The sequence below is a fragment of the Spirillospora sp. NPDC029432 genome, from assembly GCF_040703975.1.
Classification (GTDB): domain Bacteria; phylum Actinomycetota; class Actinomycetes; order Streptosporangiales; family Streptosporangiaceae; genus Spirillospora.
The window spans coordinates 66308-89621 of the sequence record NZ_JBEZWH010000017.1 but is presented as its reverse complement, the minus strand read 5'-3'; the positions used below and the strand labels follow the sequence as shown (position 1 = coordinate 89621).

Here is a 23314-nt window from a genome sequence, read left to right as displayed (position 1 = left end):
CCCGCGAAGCCTCGACGCAGCCAACATACTGCGCTACCGGCGGATCAGGAGCTTCCCGACATGGGTTGCAATCCTGTTGTGATCGGCCTTTTACAGCCCGTTCCAGAGCCGCTGCGGCTGACCGGTCGCGCGAGCGACAGGATTCCACATCGTGACGAACTGTTTCTTGGCAATCGTCGCGCGGCGCTCCGCCGGGATGCGGCCGGGCGCCTTGGAGACGGCCGGCCGGGGCTTGCCGCGGCACTTGCGCTTGGCCTTGTTCGCCCACGCGAGCAGCCGCTGGTCGGCCTCCAGCGACGCCTTGAACGCCTGGTACAGCGTCACTCGCATCCGCGCGCCGTTGGCCAGCTTGTCGACCTTGAGGGCCTTGGCGCGGCGCATCTGGTTCGTGCGCCGCTGCGCCACGCCCTGGAACCCGCGGATCGCGGCCGGCAGCGTCTCGCACTTCGCGGTGCCGTTCAGCGCGGCCGCCAGCTCACGGCGGGTGTCGGCGCTGGCGTTCAGCAGCGCGTTCAGCTGGACGGCCTGCTGGCGCGCCGGGCCGATGGGCTCCTTCTTCGCGACCGGGGTGTTCTGGCTCGGCGTGGGACTGGCCTGCGCGGCCGGGGGCTTGTCGTCCCCGCCCGGCCACAGCACGAGCCCCACCGAGACGACCGCGATCGCGACGAGCGCGGACACCGCGATGAGCAGCGGCTTGCTCGCCTTGTTGGAGCCCTCCGGGGGCGGGTAGTGGCCCATGCCCTGGTCGGGGCCGGCCGGTCCCATGGGCGGTCCGAGGGACGCGTCCATCGGCCCCATCGGGGCGCCCATGCCCATGCCGGGCTGGTCGAGGCGGGTGGCGCCGCCCGCCGGGTAGCCGCCGGAGTCCATGACGGCCGTCTGGCCGTAGATGTCGCCCGCGCCCACACCGGGCGAGGTCGGCTGGGGCGCCCACTGCTGGACGCCCGGATCCCGCTCGGCCTGCGCGTCCGGCTTGCGGGGGCGGGCGTACCACGATTCGGGAACGATCGACTCGTACGGCCCCGACGTCTCCGAGGGCGGCGGCGGGCTCCCCATGGGATGAGGCTCCGGGGAGAGTGCCTGCGCAGGCTGCGGGGGTTGGGGCTGCGGGCTCGCGGAAGGCGACGGCGGCACCGCGGGCTGGCCGGACGCCCAGGCGGGCGGGGGCGGCGCCTCCGGGTAGGCGCCGCTGTCGTCGTTCGGGTCGAACGCCCACGGCGCCGTCGACTCGGACGGCCCGTCACCCGGCCCGGCCGGCGCGGGCGGGGCCGCGGCCTGGGCCGCGGGCTCCTTCGGCGGGTCGGCGGGCATGCCGTCCGGTACGCCGCCGGGCGCGCCGGCCGGGATGTCGATCGTCCACGCCGGGGTGGCGGGCGGCACGACGATCGTCTGGTCGCCGATCGCGGGCGGTGCCCCGAGCGGTGCCCCCGGGGACGAGCCGTTCCCCATGGGGGCGTTGCAGTTCGGACACGTGCCGAGCGTCCCGGGCGTGTTCGTACCGCACGTCGGACACTGCATCGCTCAGACCTCGCCTTGTCGCCGCTTCGTCCGCCAGAGTGCGGGGAAATCCCCCGCCAAAACCGCAGGGCTCCCGACAAAGTACTGGCTCAACGCCTCACACAGGCGCGCTCGGGGGTATCTGAGACCCCATTGTTCGGGCTGCCGGGGACGCACCGAATCATGACATGTTCACATAGGTCAAGATTCGGTGGGACGGTTTACACCAAATGGTGTGATCCTCCTCGCAGTCGCTTCGGAGAGTGCCGCAACGGTACGTCCTCGTACCGGCTAGGCTCGGAGCGGTTTCCACAGGCGCAACCGGAGAAGACGGAGTCCATGAGCGATCTTCCGCTGCGTTCGCAGCTGGCCGTCGCGCTCGGTCGCACGGCGGCGAAGATGTCCCGGCTCGCGGGCAAGGGCGACGGCTCGGTGATCGGGGGCAGGATCGGCCTCCGGCTGGATCCCGAGCTGCTGACCCGGCTCGCCCGGGATCGCAAGCTCGTCCTCGTCAGCGCCACCAACGGCAAGACGACGACGACCCGGCTGATCACCTCGGCGATGACACCGCTGGGGGAGGTCGCCACCAACGCGTTCGGCGCCAACATGCCCACCGGGCACGTGTCCGCGCTCGCCTCCGCGCCGGCGGCCCGCTACGGCGTGCTGGAGTGCGACGAGAAGTACGTCCCGATGGTCCTCGCGGAGACCGGCGCCAACGTCGTCGCGCTGATGAACCTCAGCCGCGACCAGATGGACCGCGCCGCCGAGATCTGGCTGCTGGCCGGCAAGTGGCGCAAGGCCCTGGAGGCCTCGCCGCAGAGCCACGTCATCGCCAACTGCGACGACCCCCTGGTCACCTGGGGCGCGTCGTCCGCGAAGAGCGTGACGTGGGTGGCCGCGGGCCAGCACTGGCGCGAGGACTCCTGGTGCTGCCCCGAATGCGGCGGCCCCCTCGACCGCCAGGACACCGACGAGGACAGCGACTGGCGCTGCCGCGAGTGCCACTTCTCCCGGCCGCGTCCCGACTACATCCTCAAGGGCGACCAGGTCACGGTGCCGGACGGCCGGACGTTCCAGCTCTCCGCGCTGTCGCTGCCCGGCCGCGCCAACCGGTCCAACGCCCTGATCGCGCTCGCCGTGGTGGCCCAGTTCGGCGTCCCGCCGGAGACGGCGCTGCCGCTGCTCAGCGAGGTCCGCTCGGTCGCCGGCCGCTACACCACGGTCGAGCACCAGGGCCGGCAGATCCGGCTGCTGCTGTCGAAGAACCCGGCGGGCTGGCTGGAGGCGTTCGACGTCCTGGAGCCCGCGCCCGGACCGGTCGCCCTGTCGATCAACGCGCAGGGCCCCGACGGCCGCGACACCTCCTGGCTGTGGGACGTCGACTACCGCATCCTGCGCGGCCGCCCCGTCTGGGTGGCCGGCGAGCGCCGGGTCGACCTCGCCGCCCGCCTGGAGGCCGCCGACGTCCAGTTCACGCTGGTCGACGACATCGACCAGGCCGTCATGGCGGTGCCCCCCGGCAAGCTCGACGTGATCGCGAATTACACCGCCTTCCAGGACATCCGAACGAGGTACGGCCGTGTCGTCTGATCGCCGACATGGCTTCGCCACACCGCCTTCCAGCCGAGTCAGCCAAACGAGGTACGGCCGTGTCGTCTAACCGTCCACTCAAGATCGTCTGGATCTACCCGGACCTGCTGAGCACGTACGGCGACCAGGGCAACACCATCGTCCTGGAGCGCCGGGCCGCGCTGCGCGGTATCCCGTACGAGACCGTCAACGTGCGGTCCGACCAGCCGGTGCCGCCGGACGGCGACATCTTCCTGCTCGGCGGCGGCGAGGACCGGCCGCAGATCCTGGCCGCCCAGCGGCTGCGCCGGGACGGCGGGCTGGCCGAGGCCGCCCGGCGCGGCGCCGTGGTGTTCGCGGTCTGCGCCGGCTTCCAGCTGCTCGGCCACCAGTTCGGCGGCGAGGAGGGCCAGCCCGTCCAGGGGCTCGGCCTGCTCGACATCAGCAGCGGCCGCGGCGAGCAGCGCGCGGTCGGCGAGGTCGTCGGCGACGTGTCGGCCGAGCTGAACGTCCCGCGGATCACCGGCTTCGAGAACCACCAGGGCGTCACCCGGATCGGGCCCGGCGCCAAGCCGCTGGCCAAGGTGGTCGCGGGCGTCGGCAACGGTGACGGGCAGGGCTTCGAGGGCGCGTACAGCGGCCACATGCTCGGCACGTACATGCACGGTCCCGCCCTCGTCCGCAACCCGGGCCTGGCCGACCTGCTCCTGACCTGGGCCGTCGGGCAGCAGCTCCAGCCGATCGACGACTCCTGGGCGGGCCGCCTCCGCGAGGAGCGCCTGAACGCGGTGCTCTCTTAGGGGACGCTAGGAGGAGCGCTGCTCCTCCTCTTCCTTCTTCGGCTTGCGCATCCGGACGGAGTGGGCCTTGGCCTTCTCCTCCGGGTGCGCCCGCACCCGGACGATGCTGGCGACGGTCGTCACCACCAGGATCAGCAGGATCACCGCCAGCGACAGCGGCGTCGGGATCTCGGGGATCGCCTTGTTCACGTCCTCGTGCAGGAAGAGCAGGATCAGCTTGACCCCGATGAACGCCAGGATCACCGACAGCCCGATCGACAGGTAGACCAGCCGCTCCAGCAGCCCCTCGATGAGGAAGTAGAGCGCGCGCAGCCCCAGCAGCGCGAACGCGTTGGCGGCGAACACCAGGAACGGCTCGTGCGTCACGCCGTACACGGCCGGGATCGAGTCGAGCGCGAAGAGCAGGTCGGTGCTGCCGATCGCGATGAAGACCAGCAGCAGCGGGGTCATCACGCGCTGGCCGTTCTCGTGCGCGAGCATCTTCCCGCCGTGGAAGTCGTTCGACACCGGCATGATCTTGCGGGCCCGGCGGACCAGGAAGTTGTCCTCGACGTCCGGCTCCTCGTTGCGGTGCCGGACCAGCTGCACCGCGGTCCAGATCAGGATCAGGCCGAAGAGCAGGAAGGTGAACGAGAACAGCGAGATCGCCGCCGCGCCGACCGCGATGAAGATCGTGCGCAGCACCAGCGCGGCCGCGATGCCGAACAGCAGGGCCTTCTGCTGGAACTCGGCGGGCACGCTGAAGCGGGCCATGATGATGACGAAGACGAAGAGGTTGTCGACCGACAGGCTCTTCTCGACGATCCACCCGGCGAAGTACTCGGTCCCGGCCGTGGTCCCGAGCTGCCACCAGGTCGCGATCCCGAAGAGGATCGCGACGGCGATGTAGAAGACCGACCAGAACGTCGCCTCGCCCAGGTGCACCGCGTGCGGCCGCCGTACCGCCACTACCAGGTCGAACACGAACAACCCGATGACCAGGGCGATCGTCGCCGCCCAGAACCACGCGGGGATATCGACCACGCCGCTCACTCCCTCCCCTTGGTGCTGCTTTATGTCCGCTCGGCAGAGGATCATTCGGGGGCGGGCCGGATTCAGTGCCGCCTATGGGGCGGACCCCCAGGGCCGCCCAAGGAAAGGGTCAGTAGACCAGGGCTTGGACGCCCTCGGCGGCGATCTCCTCGACGAAAGTCGGCGCGCCGGCGATGCGGACGCCCGGGATCACGTCGTCCGGGCCGATCTCGCGGCGGGCCGCGCACTGGGTGCAGACCGTCACCTGCCCGGCGGCCAGCACCGCCCCGAGCAGGTCGTCCAGCGGGGTGGCGTGCGCGAGGTCGAACTCCTTGGCCCGGCCGGGCAGCGCGTACCAGGCCGACTCGCCGGTCAGCCAGAGCGAGACCGGCAGCCCGCTCGCCACGGCGGCCGCGGCGACCGTGAACGCCTGGTTGCACCGTTCGGGCACGTCCGCCCCCGCCGTCGCCTTGATCACCAGTGCTCTCGCCATACCGGCAGCGTAACCCGTGCGCCTCCGGGAAGCTGGCCGTAGGATCGGGCGCCGTGGGCGGCATGGTGAACGCGGGAGTCCTGGTCCTGTTCCTCGCACTGATCGCGGTGGCCGCGGTCCTGCTCGTGGTGAAGCTCTCGCGGCTCGAATGAGCGCGAACGCCGCTACGCTCAGTGGTTATGTCCATGGAGCCTGAGCTGCATCCCGATCTCGAACCGCTGGCGTTCCTGCTCGGTACGTGGGAGGGCGCCGGTGTCGGCGGTTACCCCACGATCGAGTCGTTCAACTTCGGGCAGGAGATCTCTTTCACCCATATCGGCAAGCCGTTCCTGAGCTACGCCAGCCGGACGTGGCTGATCGAGGAGGACGGTTCGCTGGGGCGCCCGCTGGCGACCGAGACCGGGTACTGGCGGCCCCGGCCCGACCACCAGGTCGAGGTGACGCTGGCGCACCCGACCGGGATCGTGGAGATCTACCTGGGGAACGTGGCGTTCAGCCGGGTCGAGCTGGTCACCGATGTGATCGCGCGGACCGACAGCGCCAAGGAGGTCACCGCCGGCAAGCGGCTGTACGGGCTGATCGGCGAGGACCTGGGCTGGGCGTACGACATGGCGGCCGTCGGGCAGCCGCTCCAGTCGCACCTGTCCGCTCAGCTCAAGCGGGTCGCCTGACGGGAGTGGGAGAAGACCCCCCGGAATTGAACGATCCCCGGACCTTCCCGCCGGGTGGCGGGGGATGGGCAGGACTGGCCCATCGGTCCGGGGATCGGGTAACTGCCTGGTAGTGCCGGTCACCGACCGGCCGCACCGCTCCTGGGAGCGGTTCCGAGGCGGAACGGCGACTAGCGGACAGCCACCTCGCGAGTCCTAATATCAACCATTGGCTAGGACCACCTCCTTTCACGCGTACCTCGCACGCTATGCGAGGCCCCGCGGCTCGGGCAAGCGGATTTTCCGCGGCCCCTCGGCGCCCCTGGGCGATCTCCGGGGGACGGCCCGGGGCACATAGACTCGGGGCATGTCCGAGACGTGGCAGGAGGAACTGCGGGCCAAGGGGTACCGCGTCACGCCGCAGCGCCAGCTCGTGCTGGAGGCGGTGACCAACCTCATGCACGGCACTCCCGACGAGATCTGCGCCGAGGTGCAGCGCACCGCCAAGGGCGTGAACATCTCCACGATCTACCGCACGCTGGAGCTCCTGGAGGAGCTCGGGCTGGTGAAGCACGCCCATCTGGGGCACGGGCCGCCGAACTACCACCTGGCGACCGACGCCGACCACATCCATCTGGTGTGCCGCGGCTGCGGCACGGTGCACGACGTGGATCCGGAGCTGGCGGCGGGGCTCGCCGAGCGGCTGGACGCGACGTTCGGGTTCGAGACGGACGTCCACCATCTGACCGTGTACGGGCGGTGCAAGGAGTGCCGGGCCGGCGGGGCGTAGATCGCGTTCGCGGCGCATAGTGTGGGGTTCATGGAGAGCCCGCTGCTGCAGTTGCCCGGGGCCGTCCCGGCGGACGCGCCCGATCAGGAAGTCGCCGCCCACTACGGTGAGCCGTCGCAGGAACAGCGCGCGCTGGAAGCCGGTACGGCGTTCGTCGACCGGAGCGATCGCGGCGTGCTGAGGGTGTCGGGGCCGGATCGGCTGAGCTGGCTGCACAGCCTGCTGAGCCAGCATCTGGAACGGCTCGCGCCGGGCGAGGCGACGCAGGCGCTGCTGCTGAGCCCGCACGGGCATGTGGAGCACCACCTGCATCTGGTGGACGACGGCGAGGCGGTCTGGGTGCACGTGGAGCCGGGGACGGCTCCGGAGCTGGCCGCGTTCCTCGACAAGATGCGCTTCATGCTGCGGGTCGAGGTCGAGGACCTGAGCGACGCGTACGCCGTGGTGACGACGCCGCGCGAGGCGGCTCCCGGGGTGCCGGTGTTCCCCGACGTGGTCGGGACGGCGCAGATCATCGAGCGTACGGTGCTGCCGGGGCTGGCGGAGGAGCTGCGTCCGGCGGGGCTGTGGGCGTACGAGGCGCTGCGGATCGCGGCGCACGTGCCGCGGTTCGGGCTGGACACCGACCACCGCTCGATCCCGCACGAGATGGGCTGGATCGAGGCCGCGGTGCACCTGGAGAAGGGCTGCTACCGGGGGCAGGAGACGGTGGCGCGGGTGCACAACCTGGGGCGCCCGCCGCGCCGGCTGGTGTTCCTGCACCTGGACGGCAGCGTCGACCGGCTGCCCGCGCACGGCGACCCGGTGGAGATCCCCGGCGGGCGCGCCGTGGGGTTCGTGGGGTCGGCGGCGCGGCACCACGAGCTGGGGCCGGTCGCGCTCGCGCTGGTGAAGCGGAACGTCCCGGTGGACGCGGAGCTGCTGGCCGGCGGGGTGGCGGCGGCGCAGGAGGTGGTGGTGTCCCCGGACACCGGCGCCAACGCCAAGATCGATTTGCGGCGACAACCGGCAAAGCGGGCGTAAGCCACCGGGCACCCGGGCAAAATCGACTCCCATAGACGATGATTCCCGCTCGGGTGAGAGAGGTGGTCCGGCCCGATGGTCGCCAGCCCGGGGAACGAGCCGCAGCCGCGGCCGGACGCGCCGCACGAGCCGCATGAGCCGCACGGGCCGCATGAGGACGGGCCGGCCCGGCGGCGGGGCGGGACGGCGCGGCGCAGGCGGCGGCCCCGGCGGGAGTCGGCACTGCTGTGGTGGGCGCTGTTCGCGTTCTGGGCCGCGGCGGCCTGGTACCTCCGGTCGTGGCCGGTGGCGCTGCTCGGGCTGCTGGTGTGGTGCCTGTACGAGTTCATGCTGGTCCCGACCTTCTGCCGGACGATGACGCGGAAGGGCTCCTCGTGCCGCGAGCCCGTCCGGGGACGCCTGTTCGCCTGCGAGGACGAGCACCAGCGGCTCAAGATCGACGGGCTGTGGCGGCTGGTCGGCATGCGCAACCCGCTCCGCGGCCCGGACCAGCCGCCGGCGGAGCGGGAGAGCGGCCAGGTCGTGGTGTCGCCGGAGGTCCGGGGACGGCTGTCGCAGATCGACCGGATGCTGATCCTGCTCGCCGCCGCCGGGACCCTGGTGACGATCGTGGGGATGGTCTACGGCTACGTGTGAGGCCCGGCCCAGCGCGCCAGCGCGGCGCGCAGCCCGGCGGGGTCCGGCGCGCCGGAGGCCCAGGCGACGTACCCGTCCGGGCGGACGAGGACGGTCGTGCGCCGGTCGCCGGTCCAGCGTGCGGTCGCGACCCGTTCCGGGACGCCGGCGGGCGGCTCGCCGGGTGAGATCAGGACGAACCGGCCACCGCGCAGCAGCTCGTACAGGCGGCCCTCGCGGAGTTCGGCGTCGGGCGCGCGCCGCCCGGTGAGGCGGTGGGAGCCCCGGCCGGCGCGGTACGCGAGCCCGATGCCGGTGATCATGGCGGCGGCACGGTCGGCGGCGGGGCGGACCCGGGTGAGCAGCGCGCCGAGCAGCGTGCGGGCGAGCCTGGCCGGCCCCGAGTGCAGGATGCCGACGCGGACGAGGGTGCCGCTCATCCGCAGCACGATCCTGCCGACCGCGTGCCGTTCGGCCTGGTAGGTGTCCAGGAGCCGGGCGTCGGCGCCGTCCCGCAGCACGGCGACCAGCTTCCAGCTCAGGTTGGCGGCGTCCTGGAGGCCGGTGTTCATGCCCATGCCGCCGGCCGGGGAGTGGACGTGGGCGGCGTCGCCGGCCAGGAAGACCCGGCCCTCGCGGTACGAGGGCGACTGCCGCTCGTCGCTGTGGAAGCGGGACTTCCAGCGGCACTCGGTGATGCCGTGGTCGGTGCCGAAGTTGATCCGGAGCAGCTCCTCGACCTCGTCCAGCTCCAGCGGCTCGTTATCGCGGAGGGCCTGGTTGCGGCGGTTCCAGCCGGTGATCCGGTACCAGCCGTCGCCCATCTCGGTCAGGAGGCAGAAGCCGTCCTCGACCGCGTTGACGGTGAACGCCCGCTCCGGCCGCCGCGCCAGCCGGACGTCCGCGAGGATCACCGAGCTGAGCAGCGTCCTGCCGGGGAACGGCAGCCCGAGCGCCTTCCGGACGCCGCTGTGCACGCCGTCGGCGCCGACGGCGTAGGACGCCCGGTACGCGGCGGCCGCGGCGTCCTGCCCGGCGTGCTTTCCCGGGATGGTACGGACGGTCACGCCGGTGCCGTCCTGCTCCACGCCCACGACCTCGGCGTCGTACACGAAGGTGACGCCCGCCTCCAGCGCGCGCCGCTCCAGGACGCGCTCGATCTCGTACTGCGGGATGAACAGCACGTAGGGGAAGCGGGTGGGGAGCCGGGACGGGTCCAGCCGCACGGACTGGAACAGCTGGAGCGCCTCGATCGGGTGCCCGCCCTTGACGACCTCGTCGGCGAGCCCGCGGGCGTCGAACTGCTCCAGCGTCCGGGCGTGGGTGACGAGGGCGCGGGAGAGGTTGCTGATCTCGTGCGGGCGGCGCTCGACGAGGGTGACGGCCAGGCCCGCCGCGGCGAGGTCGCCCGCCAGCAGGAGCCCGGTGGGTCCCGCGCCCACGACCAGGACGTCGATGCGGGCGCCGTTGCCGGTCATCGCGGTCATGTCTCCTCCAGAAGCGAACCGGAGCTTGGTCAACAACTGTTGGCCAACGCCTGTTGACTTCCACGGTAGACGACAGGGAGCCCGATGCCAACAGCTGTTGGCAAAACGGATCGCGACGTTTCCGCGCCGCCCCCTAGATCTCCAGGGTCAGGGTGATCGGGCCGTCGTTGACCAGGGCGACCTTCATGTCCGCCCCGAACACGCCGGTCTCCACCTTGGCGCCGAGCGCGCGCAGCTCCGCGACCACGGCGTCCACCAGTGGCTCGGCGACCGGGCCCGGCGCCGCCGCGATCCAGGTCGGGCGGCGGCCCTTGCGGGCGTCCCCGTACAGCGTGAACTGGCTGATCACCAGGAGCGGGGCGCCGAGGTCCGAGCACGACCTCTCGTCCTGGAGGATCCGCAGGCCCCACAGCTTGGCGGCGAGCCTCCGCGCCTGCGCGGGCGTGTCGTCATGCGTCACCCCGACCAGGACCAGCAGCCCCGGACCCTCGATCGCCCCCGCGACGCGCCCATCGACGGACACGCTCGCCTCGCTCACCCTCTGGACTACGGCCCTCATGACCATGCATTCTGCCTCGCATGGGAGCAACGACGCTCATCACGGTGGCGCCCACCGGCGCCGAGTCCGCCAAGGCCGACGTGCCGGCGCTGCCCGTCACCCTGGACGAGCTGGTCCGTACGGCGAAGGAATGCGAGGCCGCCGGGGCAGCGGTGATCCACGTGCACATCCGGGACGGGGACGCGCGGCCGACGCTCGACCTCGCCCGGCTGCGCGACACCGTCGCCGCGCTGCGGGAGGCGACCGGCCTCGTCGTCCAGCTGTCCACCGGCGGCGCGGTCACCGACCCGTACGAGGACCGGCTGCGGGTGCTGGACGCCGACCCGGACGGCTGCTCGCTCACCTGCGGGACGGTCAACTTCGGCGACGACGTGTTCATGAACCCGTGGCCGTTCATGGTGGAGCTCTACCGGCGGACGCAGGAGCTGGAGATCGTTCCGGAGTTCGAGCTGTTCGACCTCGGCCAGGTCGCGGCGCTGAACCGGCTGCTGGACAAGCACGGCGCCCCGTACGGCGGGCACGTCCACTGCGACCTGGTGATGGGCGTCCCGGGCGGCATGCCGGGGGACGCGCGGACGCTCGTCGCGGCGGTCGAGGCGCTGCCGGCGGGCGCCTCCTGGTCGGCGACGGGCGTCGGCCGGACGTCCGTGCCGGTGATGCTCGCGGCGCTGTCGGCGGGCGGGCACCTGCGGGTCGGCATGGAGGACACGCTCACGTACGCCAAGGGCCGCCCCGTCACCGGGAACGCCGAGCTGGTCGAGCGCGCCGCCGCGCTGGCCGGCCTCGCCCAGCGGCCGCCGATGGCGCCGGCCGAGGCCCGCGCCTTCCTGGGAGTACGGCCCCGCTGACCGGCGGTTCCCGGCCGCCGAAGAGAATGAGGGGCATGGTGGAGATCAACCCGGTCCTGGTCGAGGTGGAGCGGTCCGGCTTCGTCGAGTCGCGGCACCGCGGCTCGGCGGCCGGGCTGGACGCCTCCGGCGCGCTCGCGGTACGGCTCGGCGCGCCGGACGAGCCGATCTTCCCGCGTTCGGCGAACAAGCCGATGCAGGCGGTGGCGATGCTGCGGTCCGGCCTGGAGCTGGACGGGCAGGAGCTGGCGCTGGCCGCCGGCAGCCACTCGGGCGAGGACTTCCATGTCGAGGGCGCGGAGAAGATCCTCGCCGGGGCCGGGCTGTCGGCCGAGGCGCTGCGCTGCCCGGAGGCGTGGCCGCTGGACCGGTCGGTCGCGATCGACGCGGCGCGCGGCGGGGGCGGGCGGTCCCGGCTGCGGATGAACTGCTCCGGCAAGCACGCCGCCATGCTCGCCACCTGCGTCGCCGCGGGCTGGCCCACCGAGGGCTACCTGGACGCCGCCCATCCGCTCCAGGCGGCCGTGCGCGCGGCCGTGGAGGACCTGACCGGCGAGCGCCCGGCCGCGACCGGGGTGGACGGCTGCGGCGCGCCGCTGTTCGCGGTGTCGGTGACCGGGGTGGCGCGCGCGTTCCGGGCCCTCGTGCTGGCCGCGCCGGGGACCGCCGAGCGGCGCGTGGCCGACGCGATGCGCGCCCATCCGCACTGGACGTCCGGCACGGGCCGTGAGGAGCGCCGGCTGATGGACGCGGTGCCGGGCCTGCTGGTCAAGTGCGGTGCCGAGGGCGTGGACGCGTTCGCGCTCGCCGACGGCCGGGCCGGCGCCGTCAAGATCGACGACGGTGCCATGCGCGCCCGCACGCCCGTGACGGTCGCGCTGCTGCGCGCGCTGGGCGGCCACACCGGCGGCGGTACGGACGCGGCGGTGCTGGACGAGCTGGCGACCGTGCCGGTGCACGGCGGCGACCGGCAGGTGGGCGCGATCCGTCCCGCCCCCGGCGTCTTCGCGGTGTCCCCGCCTGCTGGGGCCTAGCCTTACCAGCCCTGCTAGCCCTCGCCTCGCTCGCCGCGGTGCCGCCACCGGCGGCGCGGGCGCGTGCCGCGCTTGACCTCGCGTTCCAGGATGCCGACGTCCGTGCCCTGCCGCACCTGGGGCCGGTCCTGGGCGAGCGGCGGGTAGCCGGTCTCGGACGGCGGGTCGAGGTACTCGGCCTCGGTGGGCGCGTAGCTGTGCGAGTACATGCCGGGCGAGTAGCTGTAGAGGCCGCCCTGCATCGGCCCGCGGTGCGAGGACTGGTCGGGGTGGTTGGGATTGACCCGCTTGGTCTGGCCCGCGGCCTTGCCGACCAGCGTCAGCCAGGTCACCAGGGCGATCGCGACGACGATCGGGCCGAAGATCAGCGGAAGCCCGAGGCCGAGGGTGTCCGGATCGTTCGGGATCGCGGCCCGGGCCAAGAGCGCCATGTCCATCTCATCCACCCCATCTCATCCACCACCGGGGACGATCTCTTGAACCCATCCCCGGAAATCGGCGGCTGACCCGGAGTTGACCGGCTATCTCCCGGATTGTTGGGAAATCTGGGCCTCGGCCTGCCCGCTCAGGGCGGTGCCGGCGGGCGCCGCGTCCGGGATCCGGATCGTCCGGTTCCGTCCGGCGGCCAGCCCGGGCAGGGCCAGCGCGGCCGTGACGGCCAGGACCGCCGCGATCGGCACGTTCCAACCGCCCGTGGCGTCGTGCAGGAAGCCGATGAGCAGCGGGCCCGCCGCCGCGATCAGGTACCCGCAGCCCTGCGCCATCCCGGACAGCTGCCCGGCCACCCGCGCGTCGTGCGCCCGCAGCCCGATGAACGACAGCGCACCCGCGAACCCGAGCCCCTGGCCGACGCCGAGCACCGCCGCCAGCACCCACAGCGTCGCGGTCGGCGCCCAGGCGATCCCGGCGAACCCGACGAACGTCACCGCCACCGTGACGAGCACCAGCGGCCGCTGGTCGCGCATCCGCCGCACCAGGAACGGCACCGCCAGCGACCCGGCCGCCTGCATGAGGCTGTTGAGCCCCACGAGGTACCCGGCCGCCTCCTCGCCCATGCCGCGGTCCTGGCAGATCGTCGGCACCCAGCTGACGGTCACGTACGCCAGCAGCGACTGGATCCCCATGAACAGCGTCACCTGCCAGGCCAGCCGGGACCGCCACACCGCCGCCGCCGCGGCGCCCCGCGCGGGAGCGCCGGCGGCCGGCGCCGGAGTCGCCGGGGCGCGCAGCAGGCGCGGCAGCCAGGCGAGCGCGGCGACGGCCGCCGGGATCGCCAGCAGCCCCAGCGGCAGCCGCCAGCCGCTGCCGAGCGCGTGCTGGGCCGGGATCACGGCGGCGGCCGAGACGGCCGCGCCGCAGGTGATCGCCACCGTGTAGATCGAGGTGACCAGCGGGACCGAGTCCGGATGGTCGCGCTTGATGATCCCCGGGATCGCGATGTTGCCCATGCTGATCGCGATCCCGGCGGCCAGCGACCCGGCGAACAGCGCGGCGGGCGCGTCCAGCAGCCGCGCCAGCAGCGCCACCACCAGCAGCGCCATGCTCGCCACCAGCAGCGCCTCGCCGCGCGGGGCGCGCCGCAGGAACGGGGCGATCAGCCCGTACGAGCCGAAGAACAGCAGCGGCAGCGTCGTCAGCGCGCCCGCCGCCGTCCCCGACAGCGCGAAGTCCGCGCGGATCTCGGTCAGCAGCGGGCCGACCGCCACGATCGCCGGCCGCAGGTTGATCGCGACCAGGACCAGCAGCGCCAGCCCCAGGACGAGGGACGCCCGGCGCGCCCTCACCGGGACTCCCCGCTCGCCTCGTCCGCCGCCACCAGGGTCTCCAGCACGGCCAGCGTCGGCTCGACGACGGCCGCGGCGGCGCGTGCCGCCGCGGTGGCGTCCCGGGCGACGATCGCGTCCAGCACGGCCGCGTGCGCCGCCGGCCCCGCCTCCGGGACCTCCCGGTCGAGCCGTACGGTCGCCATCGAGTCGCGCAGCCGCCCCTGGAAGTAGCGGTGCGCCTCGATCAGCACGGGGTTGCGCGCAGCCTCGGCGACGCCGTGGTGGAAGCGGGCGTCCGTCTCGCCGAACGCCTCGGCGCCGGTCGCCTCGTTCCGGGCGGCGAGCAGGCCCGCCAGCCGCTCGACGTCCTCGTCCGTACGGCGCCGAGCGGCCAGCCGGGCGGCCTGGACGTCGTAGGCGAGCTGCACCTCGAAGACGTCCCGGAGGGTGGCGCGGGCGACGCGGCGCAGCAGCGGGCGGGGGTCGGCGCTGCTGCGCACGTACGTCCCGTCCCCGCGGCGGACCTCCAGCACGCCGACGTGCGCCAGCGCGCGGATCGCCTCGCGCACGGCCGGGCGGCTGACGCCCAGCCGCGCCGCGAGGTCGAGCTCGCCGGGGATCCGGTCGCCGACCCGCCAGCCGCCGCCGCTCACCTCGGCCTGCAACTGGTCGAGGACGGCGTCGACGGTCGAGCCGCCGGGAACGGGACTCAGGGCCACGGGGGAACTCCTGTCGGGCGGAGGCGGAATCGGTCAGATGTCAGACATCTTACGATCTTCCCCGCCGCGGCCCGGCGGCCGGGCCCCGGTCAGTTCTCGCGGGTCTCGCGGGGCGCCTCGTCGCGCCGCGTCCGCTGGCCCGGATCGCCCTCGATCACGCCGCCCTGGACGGGACCGCGATGGGCCGAGCCGCCGCGGATCTTCTCCGGGCGCACCTTCCGGCGGGCCGCGAGCACGGTCAGGGTCAGCCACACGGCCAGCGCCACCGCGACGACGAGCGGTCCGATGATGAGCAGGATGTTGTCCCCGAGGGGGGAGGCATCAGCGAGCATTTTGGGTCGAACCTCCTTGTTCGTGCCCCTACCCGCCCTGCCCCGTTCAACCCGGGACGGTGCTCACAGCCCCCGCGACTGGGAGATCGAACCCGACGTGGCCAGCGTGAACGTCCGCATCGACTCCGCGAACTTCGACAGGTCCCACTCGGCCGGGCCCTCGTACCAGTAGAGGTTGTCGGCGCCCTCGGCCCGCTCGCCCGCGTCCTCCACCGTCTGCGCCCACTTCGGCACGGCGTCGAAGACCACCGCGTACGGCAGGAAGCGCGAGAACAGCGCGATCCGCTGCGGCGCCGCGCCGCCCTGCGCCGCCTCCGCCGGCACCTCGCCCCGCTCCAGGAACGCCCGGAAGCCGATCGTGTGCGCCAGCACGGTCGCGCCGCGCGCCGTCTTGGCCGGCATGAACTGGCCGCCGTACGCCAGCGCCGCGCCCGCGATGATCACCGCGAGGCCGACCAGCGCCAGATCGGTGAACAGCGCCAGCGCCACCGTCCCGGCCACGCCCAGCCCGGTCAGCACCATCCCGGCCACCGTCCAGCGGGACCGCACCGTGTCCGGCCGCCGCGCGAACCAGCCCTGCTCGACCACGTCGTCGTACATCGCCGAGCGGACCTGGTCGAGCCGCGTCGCGAACGTCCCGCCCAGCTCCGACAGCTTCACCGTGCCGCGCGCCGTCCCGTCCGGGGCGGTGAACAGGGCGTCCAGCAGCAGCCGCTCGTACTTCAGCAGGTCCTCGCCCGCGTCCCGCCGGAGCCGCCGCAGCGCCCAGTCGAGCCGGCCGGTGACCGCCCGGTCCTCCTCCTCGATCATCAGGTAGCCGCGCACCGCCAGGTCCACGATCGTCGCCGTGACGTCGATGACGTCGGCCCGCTCGTCGATCAGCGTGCCGATCTGGCCGGGCCGCACGCCGTCCGGGGGCTCGAACTCCGACCCCGCCACCGGCGCGTGGTCGCCCTCGGCGGCCTTCTTGCCGACCACCCGCGCGTCCCGGCCGCGCAGCATGTACAGCGCCCCGATCCCGCCGACCAGCAGCACCAGCAGGCCGAGCAGCGCGGCGCCGGTGACCCCGTTCACCGAGAACGCGGTCGCCACCGTGTGCCGCCGCTCGAAGATCGGCTTCCCGCCGGTCGTGCCGGCCGGCACCCCCGCCACCACGGTCAGGTGCTCGCCCGACAGCATCCGCTGCTGGGAGAAGACCCCCTGCGTGCGGGTGTGGTTGGTGTAGAACTGCGTGCACCCGATGGCGCTGTCCAGCGGCCCGGTGAAGCAGTTGACGTGGCGGATGATCGCGCCTCCGTCCACCGTCACCCGGGCCTCGTCGACCGGGACGTCCCAGCCGCCGACCGCCGTCCAGCGCAGCTCCTCGGCCGGGCCCATCGGCGCCACCGCGCCGCGCACGTCGTACTCCAGCACGACCGTGCGGCGCCCGTTCAGCGCCGCCGGCCCGGTGACCTCGACGACCGTCAGGGTGTCCCGCTCGCTGACCGCCACCCTGGTCGGGCCGCCGTCGGGGCTGGACGCGCGCACGTTCGAGACGGGCGTGACCCGGTCGTGGGTGATGCTGTCGTGCCGCCGGGTGACGAAGGAGCGCTCCAGCCCCTTGCCGCCGCCGAACTGGTACGTGATCGTCTCGCGGGCGCGCGCGACGCCGCCCGGCCCGACCTTCAGCGTGACCTCGTCCTTGATCACCCGTTCCGGCGCGGCGGCGGTCCCGGGTGCCGCGGCGGCCGCGGCGGACGCGGGAACGAACGGGAGGGGGAGAATGAGGGCGGCGATGGCCAGGGAAGCGACCATTGGCCGCAAGCGACCCAACATGGCCGCAAATCGTAGCGGCTGCGGGTGTCGGTCCGGAGACGCCCCGCTGACCTGCGCGGTCGGTTCGTGTCGTTTGCCACCTGTGCAATGATTTTTCGCTATGGCAGGTCACCTCCCCCCACCGGCGCCCGCACGGCCACGCCACCGCGACCTGCACGAACACGTCTACCGGTACGAACCGCGCCGCCGCCCGCCACCGCGCCGCCCCGCCCTCGGCGGTGTGGCCGCCGCGATCCTCGGCGGCCTCGCCGGGCTGGTCGTCGTCGTGATCCTCGGCTTCGCCGCGTTCGGCGACCCCGGCGGGACCGGTTCCGGCCTCCGCCCCGGCGCGCCGGTGGACCGCGAGACCGCCACCCAGAACCGCCTGTACGCGACCGGCGCCCTCACCTCCGTCGGCTGCGGCCTGCCCGCCATCCAGCCGGGCGCCGAGTCCATGAACCGCTTCATGAACGTCCTGAGCGACTGCCTGGACCGGTCATGGCAGGGCCAGTTCGGCAAGGCGCGGATGCCGTTCACCCCGCCGAGCCGCGTCTTCTGGGAGGGCGCGGGCCGCAGCCCGTGCGGCACGTACCCGAGTCCGGGCTCCTCCGCCTTCTACTGCCCGGCCAACAACACGATGTACGTCGGCCTCCAGCACATCGTGGAGACCTCCGGCGGCGAACCGCTGTCCAACTTCGCCGTCTTCGCCCGCGTCATCGCGCACGAGTACGGCCACCACGTCCAGGACCGCGCGGGCATCCTGATGTACGGCCAGCAGCAGATGGAACGCGCCGACGCCCTCGCCCGCAGCGAGGCCAGCCGCCGCATCGAACTCCAGGCCCAGTGCCTCGCGGGCGCGTTCCTCGGCGCCGAGCGCGGCACCCTCCCGATGACCCGCCGCCAGTACGCGGCCCTGCTCGCCGACGTCCGCGGCCGCGGCGACGACCACCAGCCCGCCGACCAGCGCGACCACGGCTCCTCGGAGAACTACGCGGGCTGGGTCGTCAAGGGCTACGAGAGCGGCGACCTCGCCACCTGCGACACCTGGACCGTCCCCGCCTCCGAGGTCGACTGAACGAAGAGGCCGGCCGATGTCGAATCCCGGCGCCCCGCTCCGTCCTCTGTGTTCGGAAGGACCCTGACGAGGACGAGGAGGAACGGCATGGGACGTCCAGTGGTGCACTTCGAGATCATCGGCACCGACACCGCGCGGCTCCGCGGCTTCTACGGCGAGCTGTTCGGCTGGGGCTTCGGCGTGGGGGACGCGGTCACCGAGGAGGTCTCGGCGCCGGGCGAGTACGGCTTCGTCGGCGCGGACGAGGCGGGCATCAACGGCGGTGTCGGCGGCGGCGCGGGGCACGAGCACCGCGTCCTGTTCTACGTCGACGTGCCCAGCGTGGAGGAGGCACTCCGGCAGGCCGAGAAGCTGGGCGGCACGCGCCGCATGGGCCCCGCCCTGGCGCCGGACGGCGACTTCGCGGTCGGCTGGTTCACCGACCCCGAAGGGCACCTGATCGGCGTCGCGGGCCCGGCGTGACCGTACCCTGAGCGGGAGGGAGTCCCGATGAAGTACCTGCTCATGATCTACAGCAACGCCGAGAACTGGGAACACCCGATCTACCTGCGCGACCCGAGGTTCCTGGCCCTCCCCGAGGCGGAACGGGAGGCGCTGGCCGCCCGGGCCGGGGAACTGCACAGGGAGATCACCGAGTCCGGGGAGCTGATCAGCGGCACGCCCCTCGGCCCGCCCTCGGCGACCCGCACCGTACGGGGCCGCGACGGCGTCCCGGTGCCCACGGACGGGCCGTTCCTGGAGGCCAAGGAGCAGCTGGCCGACTACTTCGTGATCGACGTCGCCGGCCCCGAGCGGGCCGCCGAGATCGCCGCGCGCTTCCCCGACGCCCGGTTCGGCGCCGTGGAGATCCGCCCGATCATGGAGGACTGATCGAGACCCTGCTGCGCGGGCTCGCACCGCGGGTGCTGGCCGCCGTCGTCCGCCACCACGGCGACTTCGAGACCGCCGAGGACGCCGTCCAGGAGGCCCTGCTGGCCGCCGCGACCCGGTGGCCGGACGACGGCGTGCCCGCCGACCCCCGCGCCTGGCTGATCAGGGTCGCGTCCCGCAAGATGATCGACCGGCTGCGCAGCGAGAGCGCGAGCCGCGCCCGCGAGCGCGACCTCGCGGCGCGGACCCCGCCGGACGAGCTCCTCGCCCCCGCCGCCGACGCCGAGCCCGCGCGCGACGACACCCTGACCCTCCTGCTGCTCTGCTGCCACCCGAGCCTCACCCCGCCGTCCCAGGTCGCCCTCACCCTGCGCGCCGTCGGCGGCCTCACCACGGCGGAGATCGCGCAGGCGTTCCTCGTCCCCGAGCCCACCATGGCGCAGCGCGTCTCCCGGGCCAAGGCGCGGATCAAGGCGGCGGGCGGCCGCTTCGACGCCCCGCCCGGCCCGGACCGCCTGGACTCCGTCCTCCAGGTCCTCTACCTGATCTTCAACGAGGGCTACACCGCCACCTCGGGCCCGGCCCTGCACCGCCCCGACCTCACCGCCGAGGCGATCCGCCTCACCCGGGCCGTGCACGCGCTGCGCCCCGGCGACGGCGAGGTGGCCGGCCTCCTGGCCCTCATGCTCCTCACCGACGCCCGCCGCCCCGCGCGCACGACCCCGAACGGCGCCCTCGTCCCCCTGGCCGAGCAGGACCGCACCCGCTGGAACCGCGCCGCCATCGCCGAGGGCACCGCCCTGATCACCGGAGCGCTCACCCGCGCCCGGCTCGGCCCGTACCAGCTCCAGGCCGCCATCGCCGCCGTCCATGCCGAGGCCCCACGCCACGAGGACACCGACTGGCCCCAGATCGTCGCCCTCTACGAACTCCTGGCGGACCTGGCCCCGAACCCGATGGTCACCCTCAACCACGCCGTCGCGGTCGCCATGGCCACCGGCCCCCAGGCCGGCCTCGCCCTCCTGGAACCCCTGGCCGCCCGCCTCTCCGGCCACCACCGCCCGCACGCCGTACGCGCCCACCTCCTGGAGATGTCCGGCGACCTCCGCCGGGCCCGGTCCGAGTACCGCGAGGCCGCCCGCCTCACCACGAGCCTCCCCGAACAGGCGTACCTCCGCGACCGTGCCGCCCGCCTACTCGAACCGGACGTTCCCGAGCACCTCCCGTGACACGGCGACCGCCCCGTCCCTGACCTGGCGGGGCGGGAGTGGGGGTGGATGCCGGGTTAGTGCGTTCCATTGTGAAAATGGGTGTGAGGACACTCACGGACGGGTGCTAGCTGGGGTGCTTGCAATTGCAAGCACCATGACGCAGGGTGGGGATATGGCAAGTTCGAAGGTCGGCTCGATCGGGGAGTACATCCGGGAGCAGCGCACGCGGGCGAAGATCTCGCTGCGCCAGCTCGCCGATGTCTCGGGGATCTCCAACCCGTACCTGAGCCAGATCGAGCGCGGGCTGCGCAAGCCGAGCGCCGAGATCCTGCAGCAGATCGCCAAGGGGCTGCGGATCTCCGCCGAGGCGCTGTACGTGCAGGCCGGGATCCTGGAGGAGCGCGAGGCCGACACCGACGCGCAGGCCGCGATCCGGGCCGACCTGATCCTCACGGAACGGCAGAAGCAGGTGCTGCTCGACATCTACACGTCGTTCCTGAAGGAGAACGAGGCCAACGGCGTGAACGCCGAGAGCGCCACGGAGGAGGTTCCGGAGGACCGAGCCCCGGAGCCGGGAGAACGAAGGGAAGAGGTCGGATGACGTTGGCGAACACCCTCCGCGAGAACAAGGCCGTCTACACGGTCGCCGGCGCCGGCGACCTCGCGGTGGAGAAGCTCCGCGAGGTCCCCGAGCAGGTCGGCAAGGCGCGCGAGAACGCGGGCAAGTACCAGGAGGACTTCCGCGGGAACCTGGACAAGTACCGCGAGCAGGTCCGCGAGACCGTCGACCGGTACCGCGGCGAGGTCCGCGAGAACGTCGGCCGGATCGAGGTCAAGGACCTGCCCGGCGCCGCGGTGGCGTACATGACGCACTTCGGCACCCGGACCGTCGAGTTCATCGACGAGCTGGCCGAGCGCGGCAAGAAGGTCGTGCACCGCGAGGCCGAGGAGATCGCCGAGATCACCGAGGGCCCGGCGCCGAAGAAGGCCGCGCCGCGGAGCAGGCCCGCCCAGGGCCAGGCGAAGCCCGCCGCGAAGAAGAGCGGCAGCTGAGCCGCCCCGCCGCGGCGGAGCGCCGATCGCGGAAAAGGAGCCCGGCCGGGATAGACCGGCCGGGCTCCTTCGTTGATTAGGGTGGGGAAGCACTGTCACGGCGACGAGAGTGGTGAGCACTACCGATGGAGGCCCTCTCCTACTTCTTCTGGTTCCTGGCGATCGTCGCGTTCGTCTTCGAGGTCATCGCCCTCATCGACATCCTCGGCGTCCCGGAGGGCGCCTTCCCGGCGACCGACAAGCAGACCAAGAAGCTGTGGCTGATCCTGCTGGTGGTCGCCAACGTGGTGGGCCTCGGTGGCGCGGTCGGGTTCCTGCCGCTGCTGTCGTTCCTGCCGATCGCCGCGTTCATCGTGGCCGCGATCTACCTCGCCGACGTGAAGCCGGCGGTGCGTCCGTACAAGAAGAAGGGCGGCCAGGGCGGGCAGGGCGGCTCCGGGCCGTACGGTCCCTGGTAAGGCTCAGGGGCGCTCGCGGGCGGCGCGCCGCGTGGACGAGTCGGTCGGCAGCGCCTCCACCGACGGGTCGGGCTGGTTGTAGCCGACGTTGGTCTTGCCGAGCACGGGCTCGGCGAGCTTGAGGGCCCGCAGGTCGTCGGCCAGCCGGCGGGCGATGTGCCGGTTCCCGGCCTGGTTGGGGTGGGTGCCGTCACGGCGGATCAGCCGGGCGGCGTTGCCGGTGCCGCGCCGGACGTCACCGGTGATCCACTTTCCGGAGAGCGGGTCGATGAACGGGATCCGCAGGATCGCGGCCACGTCGCGCAGCGCGTCCCGGACCATGAGGGCCTTCGGGCCGGGGTCGCCGCCCCACATCGGGCCCATCAGGACGAGCTGGGTGCGCGGCCAGCGTTTCCGGACGCCCTCCAGCAGCGCGCGGGCCCGCTGCGTGATCGCCTCGGGCCGCATCCGGACGTCGTTGTGGCCGCCGGAGACCAGCATCATGTCGGGCGCGGGCCGCCAGGCGAGCTGCTGCCCGAACAGCGAGGAGAACGTCTCGCCGGTGCCGCCGTCGTTGGCGAACCCGGTCCGGGCCTGCCCGGCGACGACGATCTGCCAGCCGAGGGTGCGGGCGGTCTCGGCGGCGTACGCGCCCTCCGGCTTGATCCCGCGGATGCCGACCGTGTAGCTGTCGCCGAGCGCGAAGACGACCGGCGCCCGCTTCTCCGGCTCGACGGTGGGGGCCGCGGCCCCGGGCGTCCCTTTGCCGATCCTGTCGAGCTGGAGGGCGGCGCCCACGCCGACGCACACCACCAGCACCACCGCCAACGCGGCCCAGAGCAGTCGGGGCACGCCGTACGCCCTCCAAGAAGCGAGTCCGGAACGGGCGGCGCGCCCCCCGCGCGACCCATATCGTGTCGAGGATGAGCAGCGGCACCCACCAACACGGGCGGACCGGCCGGCTGGAGCTCGATGACCAGTCGCTCCGCGAATGGGACGCGGTCGTCCTGGACGCGGGGCCCGAGGGCATCGTCCTCGACAGGTCCGCATTTTATCCCGGCGGCGGCGGCCAGCCGCCGGATCACGGCGTTCTTCTGTGGCAGGGAGTGCAGACGCGTGTCGTCGGAGTACGCAAAACGGACGATCTTGAGCTGATCCCGGCGGAGGGCGACCCGGTGCCCCCGGTGGGGACGAGCGTGCGCGGCGCTGTGGAGGACGGCCGCCGCACGGCGCTGATGCGGACCCATTCGGGCCTGCACCTGCTGTGCGGCGTCGTGTTCCGCGACTACGGATGCCTGGTCACGGGCGGGAACATGGACGAGTTCACGGCGCGGATGGACTTCGATCTGCGCGAGGTGCCGCCCGGGTTCAAGCAGGCCGTCGAGGACGCCTGCAACGCGGAGATCGAGGCGGACCGGCGGATCGACGTGCGGACGCTGCCGCGCGCGGAGGCGTTCGAGATCCCCGACATCATCCGCACGGCGACGAACCTGGTCCCGCCCGAGGTCGAGGACGTGCGGATCGTGGACATCGTCGGGCTGGACACGCAGGCCGACGGCGGTACGCATGTCGCCTCGACCCGGCAGGTCGGGCGGATCACGGTGGCGAAGGTGGAGAACAAGGGCCGCGGGTTCCGGCGGCTGCGCATCAAGATCTCCGACTGAGGCGGGCGGGCCGGGTG

Annotated in this window: 27 protein-coding genes; 16 read left to right on the top strand and 11 right to left on the bottom strand. The window is 73.1% G+C overall.

Translation table 11 applies throughout. The features are described 5' to 3' along the window. Positions 1-90: 90 nt before the first annotated feature. Positions 91-1518: a hypothetical protein gene (locus tag AB0881_RS16525; RefSeq protein ID WP_366617751.1), complete on the bottom strand. Its 1428-nt coding sequence runs from the start codon at positions 1516-1518 to the stop codon at positions 91-93. Between the two features lie 318 nt (positions 1519-1836). Here AB0881_RS16525 and AB0881_RS16520 point away from each other — a divergent pair, with 318 nt between their 5' ends. Together AB0881_RS16520 and AB0881_RS16515 are read left to right on the top strand one after the other, a co-directional pair. Then, positions 1837-3087 (top strand): MurT ligase domain-containing protein, encoded by a 1251-nt coding sequence (locus AB0881_RS16520; RefSeq protein ID WP_366617750.1) that lies wholly within the window; start codon positions 1837-1839, stop codon positions 3085-3087. 59 nt (positions 3088-3146) lie between these two features. Then, positions 3147-3866: a glutamine amidotransferase gene (locus tag AB0881_RS16515; RefSeq protein WP_366617749.1), complete on the top strand. Its 720-nt coding sequence runs from the start codon at positions 3147-3149 to the stop codon at positions 3864-3866. Positions 3867-3872: 6 nt separating this feature from the next. Here the strand turns inward: AB0881_RS16515 and AB0881_RS16510 are convergent, their stop codons facing one another. Next, the gene (locus tag AB0881_RS16510; RefSeq protein ID WP_366617748.1) at positions 3873-4889 is read right to left on the bottom strand and encodes a TerC family protein; all 1017 of its coding nucleotides are present in this window, start codon (positions 4887-4889) and stop codon (positions 3873-3875) included. A gap of 118 nt (positions 4890-5007) precedes the next feature. Beyond that, positions 5008-5370, bottom strand: a complete 363-nt coding sequence (locus AB0881_RS16505) for a DsrE family protein (protein WP_366617747.1) — start codon at positions 5368-5370, stop codon at positions 5008-5010. A 185-nt stretch (positions 5371-5555) separates the two neighbouring features. Here AB0881_RS16505 and AB0881_RS16500 point away from each other — a divergent pair, with 185 nt between their 5' ends. The 4 genes from AB0881_RS16500 to AB0881_RS16485 all read left to right on the top strand — a co-directional run bounded on the left by AB0881_RS16500 (position 5556) and on the right by AB0881_RS16485 (position 8469). Further along, positions 5556-6041: an FABP family protein gene (locus AB0881_RS16500; protein WP_366617785.1), complete on the top strand. Its 486-nt coding sequence runs from the start codon at positions 5556-5558 to the stop codon at positions 6039-6041. 346 nt (positions 6042-6387) lie between these two features. After that, positions 6388-6810, top strand: a complete 423-nt coding sequence (locus tag AB0881_RS16495; RefSeq protein ID WP_366617746.1) for a Fur family transcriptional regulator — start codon at positions 6388-6390, stop codon at positions 6808-6810. A 30-nt stretch (positions 6811-6840) separates the two neighbouring features. Then, positions 6841-7833: a folate-binding protein gene (locus AB0881_RS16490; RefSeq protein ID WP_366617745.1), complete on the top strand. Its 993-nt coding sequence runs from the start codon at positions 6841-6843 to the stop codon at positions 7831-7833. 75 nt (positions 7834-7908) lie between these two features. Continuing rightward, entirely contained in the window at positions 7909-8469 is a 561-nt protein-coding gene (locus tag AB0881_RS16485; protein ID WP_366617744.1) for a hypothetical protein, read from the top strand. On the opposite strand, the gene AB0881_RS16480 is transcribed toward AB0881_RS16485, so the two are convergent. Then, on the bottom strand, positions 8460-9935 hold the full coding sequence (locus AB0881_RS16480; protein WP_366617743.1) for an FAD-dependent monooxygenase: 1476 nt from the start codon (positions 9933-9935) through the stop codon (positions 8460-8462). The two genes, AB0881_RS16485 and AB0881_RS16480, sit on opposite strands and share 10 nt — an antisense overlap. Positions 9936-10068: 133 nt before the next feature. Continuing rightward, positions 10069-10494, bottom strand: coding sequence for a D-aminoacyl-tRNA deacylase (gene dtd / locus AB0881_RS16475; protein WP_366617742.1), 426 nt, complete (start codon positions 10492-10494; stop codon positions 10069-10071). 20 nt (positions 10495-10514) lie between these two features. Here dtd and AB0881_RS16470 point away from each other — a divergent pair, with 20 nt between their 5' ends. Both AB0881_RS16470 and AB0881_RS16465 read left to right on the top strand, forming a co-directional pair. Further along, positions 10515-11342 carry a 3-keto-5-aminohexanoate cleavage protein gene (locus tag AB0881_RS16470; RefSeq protein WP_366617741.1) on the top strand — a complete coding sequence of 276 codons (828 nt, stop codon included), beginning with the start codon at positions 10515-10517 and terminating at the stop codon, positions 11340-11342. A gap of 26 nt (positions 11343-11368) precedes the next feature. After that, the gene (locus AB0881_RS16465; protein ID WP_366617740.1) at positions 11369-12376 is read left to right on the top strand and encodes an asparaginase; all 1008 of its coding nucleotides are present in this window, start codon (positions 11369-11371) and stop codon (positions 12374-12376) included. 14 nt (positions 12377-12390) lie between these two features. On the opposite strand, the gene AB0881_RS16460 is transcribed toward AB0881_RS16465, so the two are convergent. The 5 genes from AB0881_RS16460 to AB0881_RS16440 form a co-directional block, all read right to left on the bottom strand. Further along, positions 12391-12807, bottom strand: coding sequence for a hypothetical protein (locus tag AB0881_RS16460; protein ID WP_366617739.1), 417 nt, complete (start codon positions 12805-12807; stop codon positions 12391-12393). A 90-nt stretch (positions 12808-12897) separates the two neighbouring features. Next, the gene (locus AB0881_RS16455) at positions 12898-14160 is read right to left on the bottom strand and encodes an MFS transporter (protein ID WP_366617738.1); all 1263 of its coding nucleotides are present in this window, start codon (positions 14158-14160) and stop codon (positions 12898-12900) included. After that, a complete protein-coding gene (locus AB0881_RS16450) occupies positions 14157-14861 on the bottom strand; it encodes an FCD domain-containing protein (RefSeq protein WP_366617737.1) in 705 nt (234 codons plus the stop codon). The genes AB0881_RS16455 and AB0881_RS16450 overlap by 4 nt, the downstream gene beginning before the upstream one ends. Positions 14862-14950: 89 nt before the next feature. After that, positions 14951-15193 carry a hypothetical protein gene (locus tag AB0881_RS16445; protein WP_366617736.1) on the bottom strand — a complete coding sequence of 81 codons (243 nt, stop codon included), beginning with the start codon at positions 15191-15193 and terminating at the stop codon, positions 14951-14953. Between the two features lie 63 nt (positions 15194-15256). Beyond that, positions 15257-16987, bottom strand: a complete 1731-nt coding sequence (locus AB0881_RS16440; protein WP_366617735.1) for a DUF2207 domain-containing protein — start codon at positions 16985-16987, stop codon at positions 15257-15259. Positions 16988-17108: 121 nt separating this feature from the next. On the opposite strand from AB0881_RS16440, the gene AB0881_RS16435 reads away from it, so the two are divergent. The 7 genes from AB0881_RS16435 (at position 17109) to AB0881_RS16405 (ending at position 21654) form a co-directional block, all read left to right on the top strand. After that, the gene (locus tag AB0881_RS16435) at positions 17109-18062 is read left to right on the top strand and encodes a neutral zinc metallopeptidase (protein WP_366617734.1); all 954 of its coding nucleotides are present in this window, start codon (positions 17109-17111) and stop codon (positions 18060-18062) included. Positions 18063-18149: 87 nt separating this feature from the next. Then, positions 18150-18524 (top strand): VOC family protein, encoded by a 375-nt coding sequence (locus tag AB0881_RS16430; RefSeq protein WP_366617733.1) that lies wholly within the window; start codon positions 18150-18152, stop codon positions 18522-18524. 27 nt (positions 18525-18551) lie between these two features. After that, the gene (locus AB0881_RS16425) at positions 18552-18932 is read left to right on the top strand and encodes a YciI family protein (protein WP_366617732.1); all 381 of its coding nucleotides are present in this window, start codon (positions 18552-18554) and stop codon (positions 18930-18932) included. Continuing rightward, positions 18929-20161, top strand: coding sequence for a sigma-70 family RNA polymerase sigma factor (locus tag AB0881_RS16420; RefSeq protein WP_366617784.1), 1233 nt, complete (start codon positions 18929-18931; stop codon positions 20159-20161). The genes AB0881_RS16425 and AB0881_RS16420 overlap by 4 nt, the downstream gene beginning before the upstream one ends. A 154-nt stretch (positions 20162-20315) precedes the next feature. After that, positions 20316-20744 carry a helix-turn-helix transcriptional regulator gene (locus tag AB0881_RS16415; protein ID WP_366617731.1) on the top strand — a complete coding sequence of 143 codons (429 nt, stop codon included), beginning with the start codon at positions 20316-20318 and terminating at the stop codon, positions 20742-20744. Then, a complete protein-coding gene (locus AB0881_RS16410; protein ID WP_366617730.1) occupies positions 20741-21196 on the top strand; it encodes a hypothetical protein in 456 nt (151 codons plus the stop codon). The genes AB0881_RS16415 and AB0881_RS16410 overlap by 4 nt, the downstream gene beginning before the upstream one ends. Before the next feature lie 125 nt (positions 21197-21321). After that, complete coding sequence (locus AB0881_RS16405; protein ID WP_366617729.1) at positions 21322-21654, top strand: DUF2516 family protein; 333 nt, start codon at positions 21322-21324, stop codon at positions 21652-21654. Positions 21655-21657: 3 nt separating this feature from the next. Here the strand turns inward: AB0881_RS16405 and AB0881_RS16400 are convergent, their stop codons facing one another. Then, entirely contained in the window at positions 21658-22485 is an 828-nt protein-coding gene (locus AB0881_RS16400) for an SGNH/GDSL hydrolase family protein (RefSeq protein WP_366617728.1), read from the bottom strand. A gap of 71 nt (positions 22486-22556) precedes the next feature. On the opposite strand from AB0881_RS16400, the gene AB0881_RS16395 reads away from it, so the two are divergent. Further along, entirely contained in the window at positions 22557-23297 is a 741-nt protein-coding gene (locus AB0881_RS16395; protein ID WP_366617727.1) for an alanyl-tRNA editing protein, read from the top strand. Positions 23298-23314 lie beyond the last annotated feature (17 nt).

Bases quoted from the DNA above. Each gene is read 5' to 3' on its own strand.
- AB0881_RS16525 (WP_366617751.1), bottom strand. From the start codon at position 1,518: ATGCAGTGTCCGACGTGCGGTACGAACACGCCCGGGACGCTCGGCACG.
- AB0881_RS16520 (WP_366617750.1), top strand. From the start codon at position 1,837: ATGAGCGATCTTCCGCTGCGTTCGCAGCTGGCCGTCGCGCTCGGTCGC.
- AB0881_RS16505 (WP_366617747.1), bottom strand. From the start codon at position 5,370: ATGGCGAGAGCACTGGTGATCAAGGCGACGGCGGGGGCGGACGTGCCC.
- AB0881_RS16500 (WP_366617785.1), top strand. From the start codon at position 5,556: ATGGAGCCTGAGCTGCATCCCGATCTCGAACCGCTGGCGTTCCTGCTC.
- AB0881_RS16495 (WP_366617746.1), top strand. From the start codon at position 6,388: ATGTCCGAGACGTGGCAGGAGGAACTGCGGGCCAAGGGGTACCGCGTC.
- AB0881_RS16490 (WP_366617745.1), top strand. From the start codon at position 6,841: ATGGAGAGCCCGCTGCTGCAGTTGCCCGGGGCCGTCCCGGCGGACGCG.
- AB0881_RS16485 (WP_366617744.1), top strand. From the start codon at position 7,909: ATGGTCGCCAGCCCGGGGAACGAGCCGCAGCCGCGGCCGGACGCGCCG.
- AB0881_RS16480 (WP_366617743.1), bottom strand. From the start codon at position 9,935: ATGACCGCGATGACCGGCAACGGCGCCCGCATCGACGTCCTGGTCGTG.
- dtd (WP_366617742.1), bottom strand. From the start codon at position 10,494: ATGAGGGCCGTAGTCCAGAGGGTGAGCGAGGCGAGCGTGTCCGTCGAT.
- AB0881_RS16470 (WP_366617741.1), top strand. From the start codon at position 10,515: ATGGGAGCAACGACGCTCATCACGGTGGCGCCCACCGGCGCCGAGTCC.
- AB0881_RS16465 (WP_366617740.1), top strand. From the start codon at position 11,369: ATGAGGGGCATGGTGGAGATCAACCCGGTCCTGGTCGAGGTGGAGCGG.
- AB0881_RS16460 (WP_366617739.1), bottom strand. From the start codon at position 12,807: ATGGCGCTCTTGGCCCGGGCCGCGATCCCGAACGATCCGGACACCCTC.
- AB0881_RS16445 (WP_366617736.1), bottom strand. From the start codon at position 15,193: ATGCTCGCTGATGCCTCCCCCCTCGGGGACAACATCCTGCTCATCATC.
- AB0881_RS16440 (WP_366617735.1), bottom strand. From the start codon at position 16,987: ATGGTCGCTTCCCTGGCCATCGCCGCCCTCATTCTCCCCCTCCCGTTC.
- AB0881_RS16435 (WP_366617734.1), top strand. From the start codon at position 17,109: ATGGCAGGTCACCTCCCCCCACCGGCGCCCGCACGGCCACGCCACCGC.
- AB0881_RS16430 (WP_366617733.1), top strand. From the start codon at position 18,150: ATGGGACGTCCAGTGGTGCACTTCGAGATCATCGGCACCGACACCGCG.
- AB0881_RS16425 (WP_366617732.1), top strand. From the start codon at position 18,552: ATGAAGTACCTGCTCATGATCTACAGCAACGCCGAGAACTGGGAACAC.
- AB0881_RS16415 (WP_366617731.1), top strand. From the start codon at position 20,316: ATGGCAAGTTCGAAGGTCGGCTCGATCGGGGAGTACATCCGGGAGCAG.
- AB0881_RS16410 (WP_366617730.1), top strand. From the start codon at position 20,741: ATGACGTTGGCGAACACCCTCCGCGAGAACAAGGCCGTCTACACGGTC.
- AB0881_RS16405 (WP_366617729.1), top strand. From the start codon at position 21,322: ATGGAGGCCCTCTCCTACTTCTTCTGGTTCCTGGCGATCGTCGCGTTC.
- AB0881_RS16395 (WP_366617727.1), top strand. From the start codon at position 22,557: ATGAGCAGCGGCACCCACCAACACGGGCGGACCGGCCGGCTGGAGCTC.